Annotated in this window: 21 protein-coding genes and 1 tRNA gene; 19 read left to right on the top strand and 3 right to left on the bottom strand. The window is 45.5% G+C overall.

Features of this window, described 5'->3' with window-relative positions:
- The first annotated feature begins 172 nt into the window (after positions 1–172).
- A complete protein-coding gene (locus tag HWN40_RS04315; protein ID WP_176964593.1) occupies positions 173–1,489 on the top strand; it encodes an MFS transporter in 1,317 nt (438 codons plus the stop codon).
- A gap of 61 nt (positions 1,490–1,550) precedes the next feature.
- Entirely contained in the window at positions 1,551–1,823 is a 273-nt protein-coding gene (locus HWN40_RS04310; protein WP_176964592.1) for a YgaP family membrane protein, read from the top strand.
- A 19-nt stretch (positions 1,824–1,842) separates the two neighbouring features.
- Here HWN40_RS04310 and HWN40_RS04305 read toward each other — a convergent pair whose 3' ends face one another.
- Positions 1,843–3,159 carry an MFS transporter gene (locus tag HWN40_RS04305; RefSeq protein WP_176964591.1) on the bottom strand — a complete coding sequence of 439 codons (1,317 nt, stop codon included), beginning with the start codon at positions 3,157–3,159 and terminating at the stop codon, positions 1,843–1,845.
- A gap of 115 nt (positions 3,160–3,274) precedes the next feature.
- On the opposite strand from HWN40_RS04305, the gene alaXM reads away from it, so the two are divergent.
- Positions 3,275–3,985 (top strand): alanyl-tRNA editing protein AlaXM, encoded by a 711-nt coding sequence (gene alaXM, locus HWN40_RS04300; protein ID WP_176964590.1) that lies wholly within the window; start codon positions 3,275–3,277, stop codon positions 3,983–3,985.
- Positions 3,986–4,016: 31 nt separating this feature from the next.
- Here alaXM and HWN40_RS04295 read toward each other — a convergent pair whose 3' ends face one another.
- Positions 4,017–5,513, bottom strand: a complete 1,497-nt coding sequence (locus tag HWN40_RS04295) for an ATP-binding protein (protein WP_176964589.1) — start codon at positions 5,511–5,513, stop codon at positions 4,017–4,019.
- A gap of 348 nt (positions 5,514–5,861) precedes the next feature.
- Between HWN40_RS04295 and serA the strand changes: the two genes are divergently transcribed.
- The 16 genes from serA to HWN40_RS04215 all read left to right on the top strand — a co-directional run bounded on the left by serA (position 5,862) and on the right by HWN40_RS04215 (position 17,301).
- Positions 5,862–7,433, top strand: coding sequence for a phosphoglycerate dehydrogenase (gene serA, locus HWN40_RS04290; RefSeq protein WP_176964588.1), 1,572 nt, complete (start codon positions 5,862–5,864; stop codon positions 7,431–7,433).
- Positions 7,434–7,504: 71 nt separating this feature from the next.
- On the top strand, positions 7,505–7,987 hold the full coding sequence (locus tag HWN40_RS04285; protein WP_176964587.1) for a hypothetical protein: 483 nt from the start codon (positions 7,505–7,507) through the stop codon (positions 7,985–7,987).
- Complete coding sequence (locus HWN40_RS04280) at positions 7,988–8,452, top strand: DUF2240 family protein (RefSeq protein WP_176964586.1); 465 nt, start codon at positions 7,988–7,990, stop codon at positions 8,450–8,452.
- 143 nt (positions 8,453–8,595) lie between these two features.
- Positions 8,596–8,976: a 50S ribosomal protein L18e gene (locus HWN40_RS04275; RefSeq protein ID WP_176964585.1), complete on the top strand. Its 381-nt coding sequence runs from the start codon at positions 8,596–8,598 to the stop codon at positions 8,974–8,976.
- Positions 8,977–8,987: 11 nt separating this feature from the next.
- Positions 8,988–9,407: a 50S ribosomal protein L13 gene (locus HWN40_RS04270; RefSeq protein WP_176964584.1), complete on the top strand. Its 420-nt coding sequence runs from the start codon at positions 8,988–8,990 to the stop codon at positions 9,405–9,407.
- A gap of 11 nt (positions 9,408–9,418) precedes the next feature.
- On the top strand, positions 9,419–9,823 hold the full coding sequence (locus HWN40_RS04265) for a 30S ribosomal protein S9 (protein ID WP_176964583.1): 405 nt from the start codon (positions 9,419–9,421) through the stop codon (positions 9,821–9,823).
- A 10-nt stretch (positions 9,824–9,833) separates the two neighbouring features.
- A complete protein-coding gene (locus tag HWN40_RS04260; RefSeq protein WP_176964582.1) occupies positions 9,834–10,022 on the top strand; it encodes a DNA-directed RNA polymerase subunit N in 189 nt (62 codons plus the stop codon).
- Between the two features lies 1 nt (position 10,023).
- Positions 10,024–10,120: transfer RNA gene (locus tag HWN40_RS04255), tRNA-Pro, on the top strand.
- A gap of 194 nt (positions 10,121–10,314) precedes the next feature.
- Positions 10,315–10,494: a DNA-directed RNA polymerase subunit K gene (locus HWN40_RS04250; protein ID WP_176964581.1), complete on the top strand. Its 180-nt coding sequence runs from the start codon at positions 10,315–10,317 to the stop codon at positions 10,492–10,494.
- Positions 10,495–10,503: 9 nt separating this feature from the next.
- Complete coding sequence (gene rpsB / locus HWN40_RS04245) at positions 10,504–11,190, top strand: 30S ribosomal protein S2 (RefSeq protein WP_176964580.1); 687 nt, start codon at positions 10,504–10,506, stop codon at positions 11,188–11,190.
- Between the two features lie 73 nt (positions 11,191–11,263).
- On the top strand, positions 11,264–12,061 hold the full coding sequence (locus HWN40_RS04240) for an MEMO1 family protein (protein ID WP_176964579.1): 798 nt from the start codon (positions 11,264–11,266) through the stop codon (positions 12,059–12,061).
- A gap of 26 nt (positions 12,062–12,087) precedes the next feature.
- A complete protein-coding gene (locus tag HWN40_RS04235; RefSeq protein WP_176964578.1) occupies positions 12,088–12,996 on the top strand; it encodes a mevalonate kinase in 909 nt (302 codons plus the stop codon).
- Between the two features lies 1 nt (position 12,997).
- A complete protein-coding gene (locus tag HWN40_RS04230; RefSeq protein WP_176964577.1) occupies positions 12,998–13,768 on the top strand; it encodes an isopentenyl phosphate kinase in 771 nt (256 codons plus the stop codon).
- An 11-nt stretch (positions 13,769–13,779) separates the two neighbouring features.
- Complete coding sequence (fni, locus tag HWN40_RS04225) at positions 13,780–14,889, top strand: type 2 isopentenyl-diphosphate Delta-isomerase (protein WP_176966273.1); 1,110 nt, start codon at positions 13,780–13,782, stop codon at positions 14,887–14,889.
- Between the two features lie 63 nt (positions 14,890–14,952).
- Entirely contained in the window at positions 14,953–16,299 is a 1,347-nt protein-coding gene (locus HWN40_RS04220; RefSeq protein ID WP_176964576.1) for an RNase J family beta-CASP ribonuclease, read from the top strand.
- A gap of 36 nt (positions 16,300–16,335) precedes the next feature.
- Positions 16,336–17,301 (top strand): polyprenyl synthetase family protein, encoded by a 966-nt coding sequence (locus tag HWN40_RS04215; protein WP_176964575.1) that lies wholly within the window; start codon positions 16,336–16,338, stop codon positions 17,299–17,301.
- 204 nt (positions 17,302–17,505) lie between these two features.
- Here HWN40_RS04215 and ppdK read toward each other — a convergent pair whose 3' ends face one another.
- Positions 17,506–20,169, bottom strand: coding sequence for a pyruvate, phosphate dikinase (gene ppdK, locus HWN40_RS04210; protein WP_176964574.1), 2,664 nt, complete (start codon positions 20,167–20,169; stop codon positions 17,506–17,508).
- Positions 20,170–20,387 lie beyond the last annotated feature (218 nt).

Here is a 20,387-nt window from a genome sequence, read left to right as displayed (position 1 = left end):
GTACTCACAACTATTTTTCTCTTTTTGTATCCTAGCAGAATTGTAGAATAGGGCATCCCATATAAAATGACTCATTGAAAAGTAATGATCCATGTATTGTTCCTGAACTAAAGGATGAAAAAAAGCTTCGGAAGAAGATATTCTTATAAAGGATAGCACAAGCATATTTTATATGGCACAGAGTCCCGGCATCCCGGCTAAAAACGGGAAGGAACTCTTTCCACTATACACAGTCACGTTCATTGGTACCCTTGGCTTTGGTATAATACTTACCTTCCTTGTGTTCCTTGTAACTGAATACGGAGGCAATGCATTGATCTACGGACTACTTGCCTCAACCTATCCTGCCTTTCAGCTCATAGGAGCTCCCATACTGGGACGGTGGTCCGACATCCATGGCAGGAAGAAGATATTGCTTTTAAGCCAGATCGGAACACTTGTGGCATGGATAATCTTCCTTGCGGCCCTGTTCTTACCGGTTACCGAACTGATAGATGTCAATTCCGACATATTGGGAATCTTTACGATCACCCTCCCACTGCTTGCAATGTTCTTTGCACGAGCACTTGACGGGGCGACCGGTGGTAACGTGTCGGTTGCCAATGCATATCTTGCCGACCTGACATCAGAAGAAGAAAGAAACAAGAACTTTGGCAGGATGTCCGTTGCATCCAACCTTGGTTATGTGGTCGGACCCGCACTTGCCGGGGTCCTTGGTGCGACAGTCTATGGAGAGATCCTGCCAGTGTCCGCGGCACTGGTCATTTCGGTGATCGGTACATTGATAATCATTTTCTTCCTCCCGGAAACATCGGCATGTACCATGGAAGAGTATCCTGAGACAGAAAGTATCCGAAAGGTGCTCGGACAAGAACAAAAGGAATGTTTTGAGGTCGAAAATGGAAAGGACATAAAACTGCGGGACGTATTCAGGCTTGAATATATCCCTTTCATGCTTATGCTGTACTTTTTGATATTTCTGGGGTTCAACATATACTATACAGCCTTCCCCGTATATGCCGTGGATCTTCTTGAATGGAACCCGGCTACCCTGGGAATTTACTTCTCGGTCATCAGTGCCATGATGGCATTCGTACAGGGACCGATTCTCGAAAGACTGACACAGAGATACATGGAATCTGTCCTGATAGTTGTCGGTGGTTTCGTACTCGGATTACAATTCCTTCTAATAATTCCCGGTAACATATATCTGATCTACCTTGCAGCCATCTGCTTCGCATTCGGTAACGGAGTTATGTGGCCCAGTATCCTTTCTGTACTTTCAAAGTTTGCGGGAAAGACATACCAGGGGTCTGTCCAGGGTTTTGCCATGAGTTCCAGCAGTTTTGCAAGCATACTGGGACTTCTTGCCGGAGGAATTCTTTACACCCAGATCAAAGCCTTCTCCTTCCTCATAGCAGCAGTCATCATTTTTACCGTGGTATTCCTCTCATTCAGACTTATAAAGCTGGAGAAACAGAAAGAATGAGAAAACGTTATTGGGACAAAAACAAATATCATTTTACTGAAAAGATAAAAGGAGAATATATATGGTCGATCTCAAAGGTATGTTTACCAACGAAAATGTGGGTGGTCTTGACCTGCTCATAAGAGCTTTTTTAGGAACATTTGCTCTCACAACCCTGGCAGCAGGTATACTTAATGACAGCAAGCTGAAATGGGTGCTGGCAATAATAGGATTTGCAGGGGTCTTCACCTCCCTTACAAGGCATTGTACACCATATAACCTGCTTGGAATCAACACTGCAGAAAAGAATGAAAGTATATGCCAGATCACAGAGGAAGCAGAAAATGAAGAATAATTAACTGTAAACCTGCAGATCAATCTAATTCGAGCGAATCCGTTGTTTCAAATGACAACAGCCTGAAAGACATCAGGAAAGCTGCATAGACGATAACCGCTGCAATAATAAAGGTCCATATCCCGACCTGGGCATATATGAAGCCGCCGAACACAAGGCCTACGATACTTGCAATACTTGTAAAACTGGAAGATACACCCTGTACCACACCCTGATGTGTCCTTCCCGCAAGCTTTGAGAGTATCGACTGGATCGAAGGCCACATGAAGCCGTTGCCGATCGCAAAGAGAACTGCAGCAGCGTATGCAAGCAGAACATCACTGAATGCAAGCAGAACAAAATTCGTCCCGAGTATCAGACTACCTATGATCGCCAGCCTGCTGTCTGAAAGCTTCTTTGAAGCTCTGCTTAACACCGGACCTTCAACGATCACAAGCAGAAAGCTCAGCAGGGAAAAGAAAAAGCCCATTTCCGCAACATCCCATTCAAGCCTGTCTATGGCATATACCGGAAAAGCCGCATAGAACATATTAAAGGCAATGAAGAGGAGGAAATAGATCAGAAGCATATAAGGTATATGTTCGATAGCGAATGCATCCCTGAAACCTGATCTCTCTTTTCTGTCAGAGCCTGCACAATCCTTGTGCTCATTTACAAGAATCCTTTTTACATTGGATTTGCCCCTATCAGGATTTTGCACACACTTCCGTGATTCCGGAACAAAGAAGGCAATCAACAGAACTCCTACCAGTGATATTATGATGGCCGCCAGAACCGGCAATTTTTCCCCGTAGACCGTTACACTCAGAAGACCGGCAAGTGCCGGACCTGCTATGAATCCAAGGTTCATTGCCACCGACATACGGCCGAAATTCTTACTCCTATCCTTTTCCTCGGTAATATCAGCAACATATGCGTTTGCGACTGAAACATTACCACCTGTCAGGCCGTCAAAGGCCCTTGCAATGAACAGTAAGATCAATGGAATTGTTATTACGAACTCACCGAGAAGGTTCGAGTCAACATCACGGAGTGCCACGACCGGGATAAAGAGAGCCAGCATGAAGATCAACCAGGAGAGTAGGGTGCCTGTCTGACTTAAAAACAGGATCTTCTTCCGGCCGTAGGTATCAGACCACTTACCCAGCAGTGGAGCTCCAACTAGCTGGAAAGCAGGGTACATGGAAGCCAGTATACCATAGACAAGTGCATTCCCACCAAACCTCTCCACCAGGAAAACCAGAAACGGAAGTACAAGACTCAAACCCAGAGTACCGATAAAGTTCACGGAAAGGATCGGATAAATGGAGATCTTGCTGGAGTTGTCTTCTGACATTGTCGATTTAAATTAAAAATGAATACTATTTGGTTTTTTTGTACAAAGATGGTATCCTGCTCTGGCCAGAATGCCAGGTAAAAGATATATCTAAGGTGAACCCTACCCGGAAGGTATGGAAGAACTATACCTAAAGGACTGTTACCTAAAAGAATTTGAAGCTACGGTTGAAAGCGTGAAGGATGATAAATTCGTGGTGCTGGACAGAACCGCCTTTTACCCGAAATCAGGAGGCCAGCCGCATGACACAGGAGTGATCGTGCGTGACGACGAGGAGTTCCCTGTTGTTTTTGTAGGCAAGTTTGACGGAACAGTCAGTCATGAAGTATCAAAAGTCGGCCTCAAAGAAGGAGACAGGGTGAAAGGGATCATAGACTGGGACAGAAGGCAGCTTTTCATGAAATACCATACCGCATGTCATATACTCAGTGCGATAATCCATGATGAGACAGGTGCTAAAATAAGCGGGAACCAGCTTGCTGAAAATAAGACAAGGGTTGATTTCAATCTGGAGAACTTTGACAGGGAGCAGATCAAGGCCTATGAATCAAAGGTCAACAGGATAATAGATATGAACATCCCGGTGGATATCAGTCTTCTGACAAGGGAAGAAGCTTTCAGCATCCCTTCGGTGGTTAAGCTCAAGGACGCATTCCCTCCTGAACTGGAAGAAATAAGGGTGATAAGCATAGAGGACGTTGACAGGCAGGCCTGTGGAGGAACACATGTATCAAACACGGGAGAGATTCCTCATATCGAGATATTCAAGGCAGAGAATAAGGGAAAGAACAACAGGAGAGTATATTTCAGATTCAGGGACGAATAAGGACTGACATTGCTTCTGAGCGAATCTGCTCTTAAGAAAGCTGATCTGCCAGAGCAGGTTCTGCAATTTCCTCATTTTCCACATACACAGGTAAAAGTATATGGACATTGGTACCCACTCCTTCGGTACTTTCGATCCATATCTTTCCTTCGTGGACCTCGACAATGTTCTTTGAAAGATAGAGGCCAAGACCGTTACCACCATAACTGCGGCTCATGGACCCGTCAACCTGGTAAAAGCGTTCGAATATGCGTGAAAGATGGTTCTCAGGTATGCCGACACCATAATCCGAGATCTCAATGTGCATCCACTCGTTCTCCTCGGACAGCGATATTTCAACCTTCCCCGAATCGGTGGAGAACTTTATGGCGTTATCCAGAATATACACAAAAAGCTGCTTAAGTATCTCCGTATTGCCGTAAACAAAACGCATGTTCTTTCCGAATTTCCTGTCAATGGAGATATTCTTATCCTCGATCTTGAAGGAGAGACTGGCAATGGCATTTTCCATGAGGTCGGTCAAACAGAGGGGAGAGAATACATGTTTTTTCTTGAACTGAAATGAATTCATGTGCAGGAGAGATTCGATCAATGTGTAAAGGCGTTCGGAATTCGAGACAATTACCTTGAGACCATGCTTCTGCTTCTCGTTAAGTTCACCCAGCATGCCTTCGTACATGATCTCACTGTATCCTTTGATGGATATCAGCGGGGTCTTGAGCTCATGAGTCACATTGGATACGAACTCATCCTTCATCTGGTCCAGCGATCTGAGTTCTTCATAGGACCTGGTCGTCTTTTCCAGAAGTTCTATGTTCTCAACAGTTATTCCAGCAAGTTTACCCACGCTCTCAAGGACATACAGATCCTCCTCATCCAGGTAATAGCCCTCTTTAATGGATAAGGTGAAAAAACCGATTATTCTATTACGCGCCAGCATCGGGAAAACAACAAAATCACCATTCTGGCCTTCGGGGAATCCCGGATCTACCGTGGTGGCAAGAGATCCGTCCCTCTCACCGGATATCTTATCGTTTTCAAGGATGGCAGATACGAACGGATGGTCAAGAGAGATATTATCCACATGTTTTTTAATCCTGGCAGGAGCACCTGCATTCGCAACCATAACAGCTTTGCCTGCATCATGCCTGATCATATGTATAAAACCGTAGTCTGCTCCCAGGTAGGAAAGGACTTCATTTAACACATCATCTAAAAAAGAGTCACCATCAAGAGAATTAGCGGATATGGAAGTTGCTGAGTGCAGGATCAACAGGTCCTTTTCCTTTTTCGATACTTTTTTCTGCGCAATATCACACTTTGCCGACATGCCGGCAACCGAAATACCAGATAGCATGAACACCAGAAAGATAAAAGATGGAAGGTAGAGCTCACGTGAAGATAGCTCTGTGAAACGGCTTAGAATACTTCCATTTTCAATAACAGGGTTATTCAAAAAGTCAAAGCAAAGCAGCACAAGAAAGGCAAAAATCACTGAGACCAGAATAACTGAGAGTTTTTTATTCATGCACCACCTGTGAAAAACAATGCTGACTTTCTATAAGCTGTCATTGTTCTTATATTAAATATATAAAATCCACCTATATACCATATATATGTTCCGATTATGAAGTTCCTACACGCGGATAGGTAGTGCATACAGGTCTGCTACGTCATCTGATGCTTAACTTTTTAAGTAGTTAGAGATATCTAAAGTTGCTATCTCAAAGCCGATGAGCGTGAGATAAAAACGTAAGGCTTATGGGCAGCTTGCAGACAATTATAATACATATGGTTACTTAGTTCCATACCATAATGCAGAGATAATTATCATCAAATACATAATAATTATATTGATCTTGTGGAGATAAACATAATGAAAGTATTGGTCAGCGATCCGTTATCAGAGCAGGGATTGACAAAGCTCAATGAGCATTTCACAGTTGACGTGTTAACCGGTCTCTCAGAAGAAGAACTGGTGGAAAAGATACCTGATTACGAAGCTCTTGTTATCCGCAGCGGTACACAGGTTACAAGGAAGGTAATCGAGGCTGCGGACAAAATGAAGATCATCGGGAGAGCAGGAGTCGGAGTCGACAATATTGATGTAGAAGCTGCTACTGAGAAAGGAATTATTGTTGTTAACGCTCCGGAGGGTAATATGCTCTCGGCCGCCGAGCACACCGTCGCAATGATGCTTGCACTTTCAAGGAATATCCCTCAGGCCAATTCATCATTGAAGTCCAAAAAATGGGAACGCAAGAAGTTCATGGGTGTTGAGGTCAATGGTAAGACCCTTGGTGTGATCGGACTCGGACGCATCGGCGCAGAGGTGGCAAAGAGGGCACAGGGACTGGAAATGGATATTCTGGCATATGATCCTTTCATATCCGAGGAGAGGGCCAAAGAGCTTGGTGTCAAACTCATGAGTGTGCAGGAGATCGCAAAGGAAGCCGACTTTATCACAGTCCACACACCACTTACAAAGGAAACAAGGAACATCATCGATAAAGAAGAATTCGACATGATGAAGGACAATGCAAGGATCATTAATTGTGCACGTGGAGGCATAATCAATGAGGAAGCACTGGCCGAAGCTCTCAAGAACGGTAAGATCGCAGGTGCCGCAGTAGATGTGTTCGTAAACGAGCCACCCTTTGATAGCCCCTTGCTTGAATGTGAAAATCTCATAGCTACTCCGCATCTTGGTGCATCCACACAGGAAGCACAGATAAATGTTGCAGTCTCCGTTGCCGACGAAGTCATCTCGGTACTCAGAGGAGGAAGTGCAAAGAACGCACTCAACATACCATCTGTAAAGCCGGAGATAATGACCATGCTTGCCCCATATATCCAGCTTGCTGAGACCATGAGCAGTGCCTGCGCCCAGTTAATGGGAAAGAATTACGAGAGCATTGAGATCAGCTACCACGGAGAAATTGCGGAAAAGGATACAAGACCTATGACCGTTGCAGCGTTAAAAGGAATGCTCCAGGTAGCTCTCGGATCAGGGGTCAATTATGTCAATGCACCTTCGGTTGCAAAATCCAGAAAAGTCGAAGTTATTGAAAGTAAATCCGAAACCTCAGAGGAATATGCTTCCACCATAGGAATTAAGATCACAAAGGGTAATGAATCCGAGTCGATCATGGGTGCTGTAATAGGTGATGCAGGCAAGATTATCAGTATCAATGGAGAGCATGTAGATATAGTCCCATCCGGGTTTATCGTTGTTGCAAAGCACATCAATAAACCAAATGTCATAGGCCCTTGCTGCATTGTGCTTGGTAAGAACAATATTAACATATCAGGCATGCAGGTTGGCAGAGTTGAGGTTGGCGAAACAACCATTATGGCATTAAATGTTGATTCAGAGGTTTCCGAGCCAATACTCAAAGAAATGAGATCAGTAGAAGGAATTATTGACGCAAAACTGATCAGCCTCTGATTACACCTGTAGTAATATATTTAGCATATAGTCAGCAATATAGTTACAAAGGCGGAAGATGATCGTTTAAAATGATGCGAAAGCGAATATATCACCGGTTTCCTCACAGAGAGGTAGAATTCGAGCAGAAGTACCGCTATCACTCGGATCTACCCTTTTTTACAAAGGTCATGGCGAATATGGATGGCAAATTCGGAATGTTTGTCACCGAATCCGTGTCCCAGCGAGGGCACAGGATACAGGCCAAAAGGGAAATCCGTGTGGAGATCGTGACCAACGGTATAGACTTCGCCCCTCTGAGCTACGAAAATGTTGATGAGATCATCGGGACCATCGAAAATGAAGGAATCATCGATTTCAGGATATCTCTGAATTATAGTTACCTGGATGGCAAATATAACAGAGTCCCTTTCAGAGGCGACATCTACCTGGTGCGCGCAATCCTTGAGAATGAGTTACTGGTCCTTCAGATAAACCATATAGACGGACAGAAACGCACGGAATGTGGCAGGCTTGCGGATACGATCATCGATGAGCTAAGACGCGGATCATAAATGGATGAACTTAAACTGGTTGTTGCGAGCCCATTCAAGAAAAAAGCAACTTCCTCCCTTTCAATAAAGGATTTCGAGTTTGCTCTCTCCTTTGATCTGAAGTGGATGGCTCCGGATCTTGCATCAAAGGTACGGGACAAGGCCATCAGTTCCCGGCTCCTGCGGCTTGAGGGAGACAGGCTCATACCTTCTTTTGCAGTTGATAAGATAGAGATACCGCATGGTTTCAGGCCATCGGGGAATGTCTTTGCCGAGAAGAGCCCGATAGAGGAACTCATTACCATGATCTCAGCAAAGAGCGGTAAGAGTGAAAAGGAAACCATCGCCGGAATAAATACCCTTCAGGAACGCTTCGGTGACCTGGTTGATATTGAGATCGCGGCACTTATCCTTGCAAAGGAAAAGGGCTGCGATATCGAGGGCATATATCAGAAGGTCTATGACAAGTTCATGGATAATGACTGAATACATAAGCTTTATGTACTAGTAATGTTATTCAGAGTCACGAATCTATCCATGATAGATTACATGTTCTTACTTTACTGGCACCTTACGGATGTTCGAACGCGTTTAATGCGTGAGTGAGAATAATCTTGCGGAGGAACATTATGAGCAAGAAAACATATGTTAAAATAGTTAGAAAGACAAATCCAAGGATACCAAAGTTGATTGAGAATCTCAAACAGGTATCCCGTGATAATGATGTGCTCATCTGGAAGGATGTGGCAAGCAGGCTTGAAAAACCAAGGCAGAACTATGCTGAAGTCAATCTTAGCAAAATAAACAGGTATGCAAACGAGAATGAAACTGTTCTTATACCTGGTAAGGTCCTGGGTTCAGGAGCCATCGCTAAGGCAGCAAACGTTGTTGCACTGGGCTTTAGCGCAACAGCAAGGGAAAAGATCACCGACCTTGGCGGAAAGTGTTTGACGATCGAACAGATCCTTGAAGAGAATCCAAAGGGATCCGGCATAAGGATTTTGCAGTGAAGGTGATCAGAATGACAATAATTGATGCAGACGGACTCATTATGGGAAGGCTTGCAAGTACTGTTGCTAAAAGATTGCTTGATGGCGAAGAGATAGACATTATAAATGCTGACAAAGCAGTAATATCAGGTTCCAAGCTCAGTACCATAAAAGAATACGACGAGATGTTGAAGATCGGAAGTCGCGAATTTGGACCGTATTTCCCAAGAAAGCCAGACAGAATACTTAAAAGAACTGTCAGGGGAATGCTTCCTTACAAACGTTCAAGAGGAAAGGATGCAATGGCACGCCTTAAGATCTATATGGGTGTCCCTGAGGAATTCAAGGATAGGGAAATGACCACTGTTCCGGAAGCAGACATGAACCGTCTGAGCTCAAACAAGTACATAACCCTTGGAAGAGTCAGCAAAAAACTGGGTTCCAAATTCTGAGGAGATAAGAAATGTCGACTAAAATTGTAACTACATCCGGTAAAAAGAAGACAGCAATTGCACGCGCAACTGTTAAAAAAGGAACAGGAAAAGTGCGCATTAACAAGAAACCTCTTGAGATATACGATCCTGAGTTTGCCAAGCAGAAGATAGACGAAGCAGTCATGGTCGCAGGAGAGACTGCATCCACCCTGGATATCGATGTCACTGTAAGCGGCGGCGGAATCATGGGTCAGGCAAATGCTATCAGAACCGCTATTGCAAGAGGCATAGTAGATTGGACAAATGACACTGAGATCCGTGACACCTACATGGAGTACGACCGTAACCTGCTGGTAAACGATTCCAGACAGAAGGAAACCAAGAAGTTCGGCGGACCTGGTGCACGTTCCAAGTATCAGAAATCTTACAGGTGAGCTTTAAGAAATGATTCCAGTCCGGTGTTTTACCTGCGGAAAGGTAATTTCAAACTGTTGGGAAGAATACAAAAGACGTGTTCAGGAAGGAGAAAATCCCGGCAATGTTCTTGATGACCTCGGGGTCACAAGATATTGCTGCCGAAGGATGATCCTTTCACATGTCGAACTTGTAGACACGCTGGCTCCATACCAGTAAAGGGACCGTAGGGTAGCCTGGACCATCCTTCGGCGTTCGGGACATGAAGATATCATGCGGATCACGCCGGTACCTGAGTTCAAATCTCAGCGGTCCCATACCTTTTAAGGTAAACACTGGGGAGCCTGCAGCAAGTCATGAAACCACATTCGGAGGGATTCCGAATAAAAATCATTCAAATTAATTAAGACCATAGCAGGGTTGATTACAAGAGACTGTTTTGATGCTGATAGTGACTATGGTCGACTTATTTTAGTTATTATTGTTACGGAATTGTACGTTAGGTGATCGATTGAACACAGAACACTATACAAGGTATGAAAAAGCAAGGATCATTGGAGCCAGGTCATTACAGATTTCAATGGGAGCACCAGTGCTAATCGATGATCAAAATACAAATTCCCTTTATCTTGCAAGAAAAGAGTTTGAACTTGACATAATCCCGATTACTGTTAAAAGAGATTATTCATAAGGTGATAGTATGGATACAAATGAAGATATCAAAATTACTGAAGATACTAATACAGAAGTAGAGAGTGAAGAAACAACCGCAACCACCGAGGCAAAAGAAGCAGGGGAAGCAGAGAAGACCACATCACTTGTCCCGATCGATGAATATCTTGCAGCCGGAGTACATATCGGTACTCAGCAGAAGACCGAGAATATGATGAAGTTCGTATACCGTGTCAGAACCGACGGCCTCTATGTACTTGACATCCAGGCTACAGACGAGAGGATCAAGTTAGCTTCAAACTTCCTTTCCGAATATGACCCTGCAAGGATACTTGTGGTATCTGCAAGGCAGTACGGACAGTTCCCTGCAAAGATGTTCGCAAAGGCTATCGGAGCAAAGTCAATGGTCGGAAGGTTCATCCCCGGTACACTCACAAACCCTACGGTAGAGAACTTCTTCGAACCTGATGTGGTTATTGTTACCGACCCGACCGGTGACGCACAGGTCATTAAAGAGGCAAACGATATCGGAATACCTGTAGTGGCACTCTGTGACACTAACAACATGACATCCTTTGTCGATTTTGTCATCCCTACAAACAACAAAGGTAGGAAGGCACTTTCACTTGTGTACTGGTTGCTTGCAAGAGAAGTTTCAGAGTCAAACAATTCAGTATTCAACTACGATCTTGAGAGTTTCGAAGCAGGCGTCTGAGCCTGCCGTTTAGCTGTACAGGCATACTACAAATATAAAAAACCCGTATATCCCAGTAGGGGTGAACAGTAGTATGAGACAGACAACAGTTGCCGGCCAGTTTTATCCGTCGAATCAGAAGAGTCTTAAGAAAGAACTTAGCAGATGCTTTAGGAATGTAGAGATCCGGGAAAGGGACATCACAGGTGCTGTGATTCCCCATGCCGGATATATCTATTCGGGAGAAGTTGCAGCACATGCATATGCAGCACTTCCGAAAGCGGACACTTACGTATTCTTCGGTCCCAATCATACGGGATACGGATCTGCCATCGCTCTTTCACAGGAAAGCTGGTCAACTCCGTTCGGAAAAATAGAAGCCGACCAGGAAATGGGAAAACTCCTCGCCGGAACTATCATGGACTATGACGAGCTGGCACACAGGTATGAACATTCCATAGAAGTACAGCTACCTTTTCTCCAGTACAGATTCGGAGAAGGTTTTAAGATACTACCAATCTGCATGGGACTTCAGGATGAGGAAACCGCCGTGGAGGTAGGACAGGAGGTCGCACGTGCTGCAAAGGCAAGCGGTAAGAAAACCGTCTTCATCGCATCCAGCGATTTCACACATTACCAGCCTGCACAGGTGGCAGATGATAACGACCACTACCTGATAGATTCCATAATAAAGGGAGATATACCGGAATTTTACAGAAGACGTGAAGAGAGGAATATCACAGCCTGTGGTTTCGGACCCATCGCAGCCATGCTTACTGCATCAAAAGAATTCGGAGCAGAAAAAATAGACCTGCTAAAGTATGCAAACAGCGGAGATGTAAGCGGAGATTATTCACAGGTTGTGGGATATGCAGCACTGGTGGTTGAATAAGATATGCGGATGGATCTGGAGTTAATATGATAACGTGTTCTGCACCCGGAAAAGTTTACCTGTTCGGTGAGCACGCAGTTGTTTACGGACAAAGTGCCATATGCTGTGCCATCGACCTGCGTACAAGGGTGCAGGCAGAAGAACATGACTCCATTGTTATCGAATCGGTGCTCGGGACAACAGGTCTGGATCAAGAGGTGCATCCCTATGTTTCCAGAGTGATCGAAAAGATGAAGGCTTTCGGCAATATCCGGGGTGTGAGAATACATATAGATTCAGAACTTCCCGTGGGTTCAGGTCTCGGATCTTCCGCAGCTGTCACCGTGGCAAGCATACAGGCTTTGAACCAGCTTTATTCATGCGGACTGCAGCTTGAGGAAGTTGCGAGCATGGGGCATATAATCGAAAGGGAAGTGCAGGGAAATGCAAGTCCAACCGATACCTATGTGAGCACCATGGGCGGAGTGGTGATGATACCGGAGCGCCGCAGACTCAATGGTCTGGAATGCAGTATCATTGTCGGGAACACAGGAAAGTTCTCTTCAACCAGGGAACTTGTGGCAAATGTCGCAAAGCTGAGACAGGAATTTCCGGATATAATCGATCCCATATTGAATAACATAGGCAGGATGTCCCATCTGGCCGAAGAGCATGTCAACAGGTATGACTATGAGACCATGGGTAAGCTCATGAATGTCAACCAGGGTCTTCTTGATGCCATCGGCGTGGGAGGAGCTGAGCTTTCAGAGCTGGTATATGCAGCAAGAGATGCAGGTGCGATCTCAGCAAAGATCACAGGAGCAGGCGGAGGAGGATGTATGGTTGCACTTGCCAGTAAGCAGGATGCCGGTAAAATTGCCAGTGCGATCAGGAACAAGGGAGCCGAGGCAATTCTTACAAGTAACACGCAGGAAGGCGTCAGACTGGAGCCATAGTATGAAAAATAAAGGTATTACGATTTTAAAGATAGGCGGAAGTGTCATTACCGATAAAGGAAAAGATGAAGGCACTGCCAGACCTGAAGAAATAGAACGTATTGCCAGAGAAATATCAGGCTGTGATGCAGGACTTGTTATTGTACACGGAGCAGGCTCTTTCGGCCATCCACAGGCAAAGCGCTATGACCTTAACGCAAAGTTTGACCCCGAAGGAAGTATTATTACACATAACTCGGTAAAGAAGCTGAACAAACTCATTGTCGATGCTCTGAACGATGCCGGCGTCAACGCAATTGGAGTACATCCCATAAACTGCGTTGTTTCAGAGGACACCAGAATAAAGGACATGTACCTGGAACAGATACAGGCAATGATCGACAGCGGTTTTGTTCCTGTCTTGCACGGCGATGTGGTGATGGATAGAAAACTCGGTACATCGGTCCTTTCGGGAGATCAGATCGTTCCGTACCTTGCAGCTCAACTGGAAGCAGAACGTATCGGCATCGGAAGTGCCGAGAACGGTGTGCTTGACGCAAACGGCGGCACCATCGAAAGGATCACACCAGGGAATTTCGACCAGGTCAAAAGCTTTGTCAGCGGTTCCGCAGGTACCGATGTGACAGGCGGAATGCTGGGAAAGGTACTTGAACTGTTAAACCTAAGTGATTCATCAAATATTACTTCATACATTTTCAACGCAGGTCAGAAAGGAAATGTCTCTGGCTTTTTAAACGGAGAGAACATTGGCACTGCTATTTCAAAAGCTTAAGATCAGGGACCATTATTATGACTACTTCACAGAGAAAGATCGAACACCTTCATTTATGTGCTACGAGTCCTGTTGAATCAAGAAGATTGGGAGCGGGATTTAACGATATAATGCTTGTACATCGGGCTCTTCCGGAGATTTCAATGGACGAGATTGATCTGTCCGTGGAGTTCCTTGGAAAAAGGCTAGAAGCACCTTTCATGATAGCTTCCATAACCGGAGGACACCCCGGCACCACACCGATCAACGCAGCTCTTGCAGGTGCAGTTGAGGAGCTGGGTCTGGGAATCGGAGTCGGCAGCCAGAGGGCAGCCATAGAGGACCCTGCACAGGAAGAATCCTTCAGAGTGGTTCGTGACGAGGCACCAAACGCATTTGTGTATGGGAATATCGGTGCAGCCCAGATAAAGCAGTATGGCGTTGAAGGTGTGGAGAAACTTATCGAGATGATAGATGCCGATGCCATGGCAATACATCTGAACTTCCTGCAGGAAGCAATACAGCCAGAGGGTGACAGGGATGCCTCAGGTGCACTGGAAAGCATCAGGGAGATCTGTACACTCAAGACCCCGGTCATTGTTAAGGAAACTGGAGCCGGGATATCCCTTGAGGATGTAAGGCTCTTAAAGGAAGCCGGAGTTTCCGCCATAGATGTAGGCGGGGTCGGAGGAACCAGCTGGTCAGGTGTGGAAGTATACCGTGCCAGAGACAGAGAGGATATTATGTCGGAACTGCTGGGTGAGCTTTTCTGGGATTTCGGAATACCCACGGTACCGAGTATAATCGAATGCAATACAGCACTTCCAGTTATTGCCACCGGCGGTGTGAGGACCGGTCTGGACATGGCAAAATGCATGGCTCTGGGTGCATCTGTTGCAAGTGCTGCACTCCCCTTTGTTGAGCCGGCCATGAAAGGAAAAGCCGAAGTAGAAGAGAGTATCATGCGCATGCTTGATGAGCTTAAAGTGGCGATGTTCCTCTGCGGCTGCGGAGATATCAAAAAACTACATTCAGCGCCTACTGTAATCACAGGATGGACAAAGGAATACATTGAACTTCGGGGCTTTGATGCAAAGGAGTTTGCATTGCGCTCTGAGAAGAGTGATTTCCAGATAGTTTAACTGTCATCTATAAAGGATTAATAAGATAAAACAGATATTTTTATAAATATAAGAGGATAATATATGACTGAAATAGGTATAATCGCTGTTGGCGGCTATAATGAAATGGGCCGCAATATGACTGCGATCAGGATAAATGATGATATAATAATCATTGATATGGGTCTTCGCCTGGACAGGGTCCAGATACATGAAGATGTGGACACAGATCGCATGCACTCCCTTGAATTGATAGAGATGGGAGCCATTCCGGACGACACCATAATGAATGAGGTTAACGGGAATGTGCGTGCCATAGTCTGTACTCACGGACATCTTGACCATATAGGTGCGATCTCAAAACTCGCACACCGCTACACTGCACCAATCATCGCAACACCGTACACCACCGCACTGGTTAAACATCAGATCGATTCCGAGAGGAAGTTCGGTGTCAAGAACAATATCGTTGCATTGAAGGCAGGCGACTCAATGGAGATCACAAAGGACATATCTCTTGAGTTCGTGAACGCCCAGCACAGTATCATTGATACTGTCTTTGTGGCAATACACACACCAAGCGGGTCTATCATATATGCATGTGACTTCAAGCTTGACAGGACACCAACTGTTGGTGAGCTTCCGGACTTTGAGAGACTTAAGCAGCTCGGACAGGAAGGAGTCATTGCACTGATCACCGAGAGTACCAATGCGGGCAGGAACGGTAAAACACCTTCCGAAATGATCGCACACATGATGCTAAGGGACGTGCTTCTGGGTACCGAAGAAGCGGATGTGGGTATGATCGTTACAACATTCGCATCCCACATTGCCCGTATGAACTCCATTGTAAAGTTCGCTGGCGAGATGGGAAGGATACCCGTACTCCTTGGAAGGTCCATGGAAAGATATGTGGCAACCGCCCACCAGCTAGGATACATTGACCTGCCTGAGACCGTGGAGATCTACGGAAACCGCAGGGATATCGACAATGCACTGAAAAAGATCATGGATAAGGGTAAGGACAAGTACCTGCCGGTCGTTACCGGACATCAGGGAGAGCCCGGTGCAGTGCTTGGAAGGATCGCAACCGGAGAGACACCCTACAAGATCGAGACAGGTGACAGGGTAATCTTCTCTGCAAACATAATTCCAAACCCCATGACACAGGCAAACCGTTATTCACTTGAGACAAAGCTCAAGATGAAAGGAGCCAGGATATACGATGATGTGCATGTTTCAGGACATGCATACAAAGAAGATCACTGGGAACTGCTTCGTATGCTCAAGCCCGAGCATGTGATCCCCGCACACGGAACCATACAGATGCACAGCGAGTACATCAGGATGGCAGAAGATGCAGGCTATTCACTTGGCGACACACTGCATCTGCTGAGGAATGGAGAAGAACTCTACATCGAAGAAGAGTAATCATATATAAAAACCAGAAAAACAGTGAGAATTAGTATGGACTTAATTGGAGAGATAAAAAAAAGGTCTGTGCATGTTGATGAAGGCATCGAGGACTACCTCCCTGTCTCCAGACCCATAGAACTTTACAGGGCAGCCCGCTACCTGCCGGATGCAGGTGGAAAAAGACTTCGCCCTGCCATTGTGATGATCACTGCTGAAGCGGTGGGTTCAGACCCTGAAAAAGTGATTCCTGCTGCCGTAGCCGTGGAACTGGTGCATAATTTCACACTGGTGCATGACGATATAATGGACAGGGATGATATCCGCAGGGGAATGCCCGCAGTACATGTCAAGTGGGGAGAGGCAGCTGCCATACTTGCCGGGGATACGCTATATTCCAAGGCTTTTGAAATACTCACACACGCAGAAGGAGACCCCGAAAGGATCCTGAAGTGTATCGACATATTGTCCAGAACATGCAGGGATATCTGCGAGGGACAGTGGATGGATGTTGAGTTTGAGGAGCGCATGGATGTGACAGAGGAAGAGTATCTTGAGATGATCGAGAAAAAGACCGGAGTACTCTATGCTGCTTCATGTCAGATAGGTGCGATCCTTGGTGGAGCATCCGATGATGTCGCAGACGCCCTTTATGAATTCGGACGGCTGATAGGTATCGCATTCCAGATATATGACGATGTCATCGACATGATCACCCCGGAAGAGGTTCTCGGCAAGGTAAGGGGAAGTGACCTCATGGAAGGCAAGAAGACCCTTATAGCCATCCATGCCCTAAACAGTGGTGTAAAGCTTGACATATTCGGCAAAGGCAATGCCAGCAATGAAGAGATAAACAACGCTGTTCATGAACTTGAAGAATCAGGATCCATAGCATATGCAAGGGATCTCGCACTCTCATATATAGCCAGAAGCAAGGAATTGTTAGATGTTGTAGATGATTCCGAGTCAAAGGACATACTACGGGCAATCGCAGACTATATGATCCAGAGATCATACTGAACCTGCTACAGGAAAGCAGGTTTTTCTTTTTTTTATTTCAGCTTTTTATCTTTTCAACTTAGTTCATGACCTCACGGTTCATAAAATAGTAAGAACTACTAAGTGGCAAGTTATAAAAATCATATACGACCACCGGAATTTAAATGCCGGATGGCCGTTAGAATTAAAATGATACGGAGAAGACCGTATCACTAAACTATAGAATTATTCTTCCTCATTTTCAATTACAGCCTGTGCCGATGCAAGCCTGGCTATAGGCACACGGAACGGAGAGCAGCTTACATAGTTCAGTCCGATACTGTAGCCGAACTTAACAGAACTTGGTTCTCCCCCATGCTCACCGCAGATACCGATCTTGATATCCGGCTTTGTGGAGCGGCCTTTTTCAATACCGATCCTGACAAGCTGGCCAACTCCCTCCTGATCAAGAACTGCGAACGGATCACTTTCCAGGATGGTGTTTGTAACATATGAAGGGAGGAACTTACCTGTATCATCCCTGCTGAAACCGAATGTTGTCTGTGTCAGGTCGTTAGTACCAAAGGAGAAGAAATCAGCTTCCTCTGCAATCTGGTCAGCTGTCAGTGCTGCCCTTGGAAGCTCGATCATGGTACCTACCAGATAGTCCATCTTAACATTCTTATCCTTAAGAACAGATTCAACAACATTTACGATATGCTCTTTGACAGATTTGAGTTCGTTCACATGACATATCAGCGGGATCATGATCTCAGGTACTATATCTATACCCTCATGTTTGAGTTCACATGCGGCTTCAACGATCGCCTGCACCTGCATCTCATATATCTCGGGATATGTGATACCAAGGCGGCAACCCCTGTGACCGAGCATGGGGTTGATCTCTGTAAGGGATTCCACACGTTCCATCACATCCTTGAGATCATTGATCTCATTCATGTTGGCATCCGACATGGTAGCTTCGAGTTCCCTTAACTTTTCAGCCAGTTCATCATATTTTGGCAGGAACTCGTGAAGTGGCGGATCAAGCAGGCGTATGGTTACGGGATAGCCTTCCATTACACGGAAAATTCCTATGAAATCCTCCCTTTGCATTGGCAGGAGTTTATTGAGAGCCTTCTTTCTGGTCTCTTCATCTTCCGCAAGGATCATTTCCCTGACAACAGGTATCCGGTCATCTCCGAAAAACATGTGCTCCGTTCTGCACAGACCGATACCTTCTGCACCGAATTCCCTTGCAACAAGTGCATCATGGGGAGTGTCGGCATTTGTCCTGACTCCCATCTTTCTTACTTCATCGGCCCATGTGAGCAGGGTTTCCAGTTCCCCGGTAACTCCGGGAGTTATGAGGTCCACCTCTCCCTTGATGACACATCCTTTTGCACCATCAATTGAGATGAATTCACCCTCGCTTATCTGGAGCTCGTCAATGGTAAAGACCTTTTCAGTCATATCTATACTCACAGCACCACAGCCTGCCACACAGGGTTTTCCCATACCTCTGGCAACAACTGCAGCGTGTGATGTCATACCGCCACGGACCGTAAGTATTCCCTGAGCCGCATCCATACCTCCAATATCTTCAGGAGAGGTTTCAGCCCTGACCAGAATTACTTTTTCTTCCATGGCAGCCATTTCCTCAGCGTGCTCGGCAGTGAAAACAACCTTACCCACAGCAGCACCCGGTGATGCAGGCAGACCTGTGGCAATGATCTCATATTCGGACTCCGGATCGATCATAGGATGCAACAGCTGGTCGATCTGCTCCGGTTTTACCCTTGTAAGAGCTGTTCTTTTGTCAATGAGACCTTCATTGACCATGTCAACAGCAATATTTAAGGCGGCTGCAGCAGTCCTTTTACCGGTCCTGGTCTGGAGCATGTACAGATTACCTTCCTCAATGGTAAACTCGATATCCTGCATGTCCTTGAAGTGATTCTCAAGTTTCTGGTAGATGTCGACAAGCTGTGCATAAGCATCCGGCATTGTCTGCTTGAGGGTGTCAATGGGCTGTGGGGTCCTGATACCTGCCACAACGTCTTCTCCCTGTGCATTGATCAGATATTCACCGAAGAATTCCTTCTTACCTGTTGCAGGATCCCTTGTAAAGGCAACACCGGTACCGGAAGTCTCGCCCATATTCCCATAGACCATTGACTGTACGTTGACAGCAGTACCCCAGTCCTTGGGAATATTGTTAAGTTGTCTGTATTTTATGGCACGCTGGTTGTTCCATGAATTGAATACCGCATCAATTGCCATCTGAAGTTGTTCACGTGGATCCTGGGGGAAATCATTACCCGTCTTCTTACGGATTATCCCTTTGAAATCTTCCACCAGTTCTTTGAGTGCATCCACTGTCAGTTCCGTGTCAAGGTTTACATTGAGCTGTTCTTTCTTGGCCTCAAGAACCTTTTCGAAATTCTCATGTTTTATGCCCAGCACCACATCTCCGAACATTGCAAGGAATCTGCGATAACTGTCATATGCAAATCTTTCATTGCCTGTTTTTTTTGCAAGACCTTCCACGGTATCGTCATTAAGACCCAGATTAAGGACAGTATCCATCATACCAGGCATAGAGACACGTGCACCTGACCTTACCGAAACCAGTAAAGGATTATTCACATCCCCGAACTTCTTACCTGTTACCCTTTCAAGGTTCCCGATCGCGTCATTGACCTGATCGAGTGCACCATCAGGGTAAGCTCCCTTTTCAAGGTAGAGCACACAAACCTCAGTTGTGATAGTAAAGCCCGGAGGAACCGGAATTCCCAGGTTGGCCATTTCTGCCAGGTTGGCACCTTTGCCGCCCAGCAGATCTTTCATGCTATTTTTACCTTCTGTATCTTCGTTCCCGAAAAAATATACGAATTTTCTATCTGCCACCGAATTTCCTCCATGCATAAGGTATATGATGGATCATTAAAGTATAATTCGTGCCAACATAGACCTGTTATAACTTTAAACTTGTGGTCTGCTACGACATATCAGGGCTTGACCGGTGATTAAAATGCCCGGAATTTATCCGGAAAAACAACGATATATTTTTGTATAGATTTGCTTATGATATTAAAAATCCTGCGCAAACCATATATAGTATGGGG

Source organism: Methanolobus zinderi, assembly GCF_013388255.1.
Classification (GTDB): Archaea; Halobacteriota; Methanosarcinia; order Methanosarcinales; family Methanosarcinaceae; genus Methanolobus; species Methanolobus zinderi.
The sequence above is the reverse complement of the archived record's forward strand: the minus strand, read 5'-3'. Positions and strand labels throughout refer to the sequence as shown.